We start from the raw sequence: 5047 nt of genomic DNA on the forward strand, positions 1-5047 counted from the left end.
GGGTCCCCAGCCCATGCGTACCTTCCCTTACCCACTCGCTCTCGCTTCACTCCTCGCGGCCTGCGCCAGCACTCCCCAGCCCCAGCCGGAGGCTGCTGCCGAACCCGCGGCCACCACTCCCGCAGCCGCCTCCCCGCAGACTCCACAGCCCGGCACGCCCGCGCCGGCTCCCTCTGGGAGCAGCGGCATGCAGAAGCAGTCGCCGGACGTGCCCACCGGAGCTTCGGCGGCGCGCATCGCCGAGCTCGCGCGCCAGGCGGCGCCACTGGTGGATGCCTTCGTCAACTCGGATGCGCTCTTGACGCGGGACGGCAAGCGCGTGGTCTTCTCCTCCAACCGGGACGGGCTGCCGCAGCTCTACATCGCCGACGCCGCGCGCCCTGACTCCCCCGCGAAGCGCCTGGTGCAGTGGCCCGAGCGCATGATGATCGAGACGCTCACGCCCGACGGCCAGGGGGCCATCGTCCTCTCGGACAAGGGAGCGGACGAGAACTGGTCCATCTGGAAGGTGAGGCTGGACGGCTCGGCGCTCGTGGAGCTCACTCCCGGCGAGAAGATGAACCGCGATGGCGCATTCCTGCCGGACCTGGCGCCCGACACGATCTACTTCAGCGGCCGCCGCATGGAAGAGGTGTCCTCGTCCGTGTACGCAGTGTCCGCCAGTGGAGGCGAGGCGCGCGTGATCTTCCGCGATGACAAGCCGGGCTTCCTCACCGACGTGAGCCGCGATGGCAAGCAGGCCCTGTTCGAGCGCTACCTGACGGGCTCGGAGAACTACCTGCTGCACCTGGACCTGGCTTCGGGGAAGACCCGGCAGCTGTATCCCCAGGCCGCGGGCAAGCTCACCATCTTCGCAGCCCGCTTCTCTCCAGACGGCAAGAAGGTATACGTGGCGACCGATGGGGGCGGCGAGCAGACCTGGCTGCTGGCGCTCGACGCGCAGAGCGGCAAGGAGCTGGCGCGCTACGTGGAGAAGACCCCCGCCACGGGCGCCATCCGCAGGCTGCTGGTGGCAAAGACCGGTGACGCGATCGCCTTCTCTCTGGACGCGGGCAACCACAGCCAGATCCGGCTGCTGGACGCGCGCACGCTGAAGCCTCGCGCCCCGGTGGCCATGCCGCTCGGCCTGGGCGGCGCCGGGGAGTTCTCCGAGGACGGCCGCAAGCTCACCGCCATCTGGTCCACGCCCTCCTCTCCCACCGATGCGTGGGTGATCGACACGAAGACGGGCAGGGCCACCCCGCTGCGCTCCGAGCCGCGTCCCTCGTTGAAGGAGGTGCCCGCCATCGAGGCGAGCATCACCGAGATCCAAGCGCACGACGGGCTGACGCTGCCCATCAACGTGTACCTGCCGAAGAACCGCTCGGGAAAGCTGCCGGTGATCGTCGGCTACCACGGCGGGCCGGCAGGCAGCTCCAAGATCCGCTGGGCCCCTTCCACCGCCTTCTTCCTCTCGCAGGGCTATGCGTGGGTGGAGCCCAACGTCCGCGGCTCGGGCGGCTTCGGCCGCGCCTTCGAGGAGGCAGACAACGGGCCCGGGCGCCTGGAGGCCTTCAAGGACATCGAGGCGACGGGCCGCTGGGCCGCCTCCCAGCCCTGGGCCGATCCCAGCCGCGTCATCATCTATGGCGGCAGCTATGGCGGCTACACGGTGCTCGTGGGTCTGACTCGCATGCCGGACCTGTGGCGCGCGGGCGTGAACCTGTTCGGCGTGGTGAACATGAAGACCTTCATGGCCACCACCAGCGGCTTCATCCGCGAGATCTTCCTCCTCGAGATGGGCGACCCCGAGAAGGATGCGGCCTTCCTGGACTCGATCTCCCCGCACAAGGACGTGGACCGGATCGTCGATCCGCTCTTCGTCTACGCGGGCGCGAACGATCCGCGCGTGCCTCGCTCCGAGTCGGACCAGATCGTGCAAGCACTGCGTGAGCGGAAGATCCCCGTCGAGTACATGGTCTCGGAGAACGAAGGCCACTCGATCGCTCGCAGGGAGAACCTGATCGAGCTGCTCGCGAGGACGGCACGGTTCCTGGAGGAGCACGCGGGCCCGACCCCGTCCTCGCAGCCGCGCTAGCCGCACTGGGGCACCGCTGGGAGTGACGACTCGAGCTCCAGGACTCTGGCACCTCGCCGCGCTGCTGACTGTGGCGCCGCTCGTGCTGCCCTGGGGCTGCAAGTCGACTCCCATGCTCGACTACAGCCTCGACGTCCCCGCGCAGACGCTCATTCCTCCCGGCGCACCGCCGGTCCGGGATGGGCGTGCGCGCTTCCGGGAGATCTTCTGTGCGCTGCTGGCGCGGGAGCCGAGCGCCGCCGAGCGCCCCTGTGACGCCCTGCTCCACCGCCTGAGTGATGAGCCTGACACGGCGACTCTTGCGCGCCCCCTCCCCTCGCACGCTCCTGGGCTCACGGTGCTCTTCGTCCCGGGGCTGCTCGGCGGCTGTGCGTACGGACTCTCCGCCCCCTTCGAGTCAGCGGTGCAGCGCCTGCGCCGCCTGGGCTATGACGCCTGGGTTGCCCCCGTGAATGCCTCCTCGAACAGCCATGCCAACGCCGAGCGTCTTGCCCGAGAGATCACCAAGAGCCGCTCCGAGCGCATCGTGCTCATCGGCCACGGCCGGGGCGCGGTGGACATCCTCGAGCTCCTCGTGGCGAACCCCGCCGCGGCCTCGCGAGTCCAGGCGGTGCTGAGCGTGGGCGGCGCCATCAACGGCTCTCCGCTCGCGGACACCCCCGCGGGCGCCGCGCTGCTCTTCTCCCGTGGCGAGGACATGGCCTGCAGCGAGGGAGAGCGCGCCTCGCTCGGGGACCTGAAGCGCACCCACCGCCTCCGTTGGCTCATGGCACACCCGCTCCCCGCGCAGACGCGGTACTTCTCGATCGGGGCGTTCGCGCCGAGGCCGGAGGTGGCCCCGCCGCTGCGCCCCCGTGCCGCCGCGCTGGCGACGATCGATCCGCGCAATGATGGCCTGGCTCCCTTCTTCGATCAGGTGATCCCCGGCGCGGAGCTGCTCGGCTATGCGAACACCGACCATTGGTCCATCGCGGCTCATCCACTGGGGCTGGCGCCTGCACAGGGAGGGGCCACGCCCGAGACATCCTCGTTCCCGCGCGATGTGCTGATCGAGGCCGCCCTCCTCCGCGTCATCGAGTCCCTAACCAGCGGCGGAGCCGGCGGATGAGCCTCCTCTCCGTCCCCGTCATCGTCACCCTCGGCGTTCTCATGCAGGGGCTCGTGAGCTGCGCCCCCCCGCTCCTCAAGTACGACGCCTCCGAGATGCCGCCGCTGCAGCTCGCCGTGGTGGGGCAGCCCTCGGTGCACGATGGGCGCGCACGCTTCCGAACCCTCTTCTGCGAGCTCGCCGCGCGTGAGCGCCCTGCCTTGGACTGCGAGAGGCTGCTCGTCCGCCTCGCCGCCGAGCCACCTGCAGCAGCTTCGGCCCCGTTGCCTCAGCATGATCCGCGCCTGCGCATCCTCCTGGTGCCGGGCGGCTTCGCCGAGTGCTTCAAGGAGGCCGGGCTCTTCCCGGAGGCCTTGCCCCGGCTGCAGGCCGCTGGCTATTCGGTGAGCACGGTGCCCGTCAGCGGGCGCTCGAGCAGCGCCTACAACGCCTGGCGCATCGCCGTGGCGGTCGCGCGAACATCCCTGCCCCCCGACGGCCTGCTCGTGCTGGCGGGCTACTCGAAGGGCGTCGTGGACATCCTCGAGTTCCTCGTCCAGTACCCGAGCCTCGCCGCCCGTGTGCACGCGGTCGTCAGCGTCTCGGGCAGCGTCAACGGCTCACCGATCGCCAACCGCTACACCTTCCTCTTCGAGGCCACGGATGACCTGCTCCTGCGGGACTGCCCACCAGGAGATCGCGGCGTCGCCGAGGACCTGAAGCGCGAGCCGCGGATGAACTGGCTCGCGCGGCACCGGCTGCCGGGCCACATCCGCTACTTCTCCATCGCCACCGTCGCCCCCGAGGAGGAGGTCGCCCGCGCCATGGCGCTCACGGACGGCCCCCTGCGCTACGTTGATCCGCTCAGCGACGGCCAGCTGATCTTCTACGATCAGCTCCTGCCAGGGAGCGAGCTGCTCGGCTACGTGCGCGCCGACCACTGGGCGGTCGCCCTCCCCTTGCAGAAGCACTGGTACCTCCTGGCCAGCAACCCCGCAGGGACGCACTTCCCGCGCGGCCTGCTGCTAGAGGCGATCATGCTGCACCTGTCGGAAGCCCTGCGCGACAACACCTGACGCGGCTCCCGCGGCTGGCTACCCGCCTGCCCTCAGCAGCTCGATGGCCTTCAGCAGCTCGGGATCCCGACCTGCGGCGAAGTCCTCCACGGTGGGATTCACCTCGACCTCCGGGACGATGCCGATCCCGTGGAATGGGGAGCGGTCCGGGTAGAGCACCTCCATGCCCGTGTACATGAACCAGATGCCCCCTTGCAGCCGCAGGCGCGTGATGTTGCCGTTGGTGCCCGCGGTGCGGCGGCCCACGACGCGCACCCGCTGGGCGCCCACGAGCATCATCGACGTGTTCTCCGACGCCGAGACGGCGGCAGGCCCCACCAGCAACACGATTGGCCCCAGGAAGGACGGAGAGGGGTTGGGCGGGAGCGAGCTCTGGGACTCGTCCACCCCTCCGAGATCTGGCCCTCGCCAGGTCGGGATGCGGAAGAGGGGGCTCTGGATCGGCTCGGAGACGAGGTGCGGCAGGGTGAAGCGGGGGTTGACGCCACCGGGGTAGCCACGCATGTCCAGGACCAGGCCCTGGGCGCCCGCGGCGTCCGCCACCGCCTGCTTGAACGTGTTGAGATCCTTCAGCACCTCGGTCGCGTGGTTGATGTAGGCGATGTCCGGAGCGCCGAGCTCCCCCAGCCTTCCCGCCTCCCGAACGGAAGGAGCGGACCCGAACGCGCTCAGCCCATCACTATTCACGGCCATGGGCTCCACGGAGCGCACCTGACCGCCAGGCGTGCGGATGCCAAGGGTGGACCGGCTGTGGGCGGAGATCAGCTTCCTCATGGCGCGCACGAACCGCCATTCAGGGGTTGCCGC

4 protein-coding genes are annotated in these 5047 nt (G+C 70.0%); 3 read left to right on the forward strand and 1 reads right to left on the reverse strand.

Annotated features, from left to right (window positions below):
* Positions 1 to 187: 187 nt before the first annotated feature.
* The 3 genes from VD972_RS13985 to VD972_RS13995 are packed head-to-tail and all read left to right on the forward strand — an operon-like array spanning position 188 to position 4240.
* Positions 188 to 2077, forward strand: coding sequence for a S9 family peptidase (locus VD972_RS13985; protein ID WP_324986670.1), 1890 nt, complete (start codon positions 188 to 190; stop codon positions 2075 to 2077).
* A gap of 22 nt (positions 2078 to 2099) precedes the next feature.
* A complete protein-coding gene (locus tag VD972_RS13990) occupies positions 2100 to 3185 on the forward strand; it encodes a hypothetical protein (protein ID WP_324986673.1) in 1086 nt (361 codons plus the stop codon).
* Positions 3182 to 4240 (forward strand): hypothetical protein, encoded by a 1059-nt coding sequence (locus tag VD972_RS13995; RefSeq protein ID WP_324986676.1) that lies wholly within the window; start codon positions 3182 to 3184, stop codon positions 4238 to 4240. Before VD972_RS13990 ends, VD972_RS13995 begins: the two co-directional genes overlap by 4 nt.
* Positions 4241 to 4258: 18 nt before the next feature.
* On the opposite strand, the gene VD972_RS14000 is transcribed toward VD972_RS13995, so the two are convergent.
* On the reverse strand, positions 4259 to 5047 hold a 789-nt coding region (locus tag VD972_RS14000; protein ID WP_324986680.1), incomplete at its 5' end, for a S41 family peptidase.

Source organism: Hyalangium sp. (assembly GCF_035629615.1).
In the GTDB taxonomy this organism is placed as follows: Bacteria; Myxococcota; Myxococcia; order Myxococcales; family Myxococcaceae; genus Hyalangium.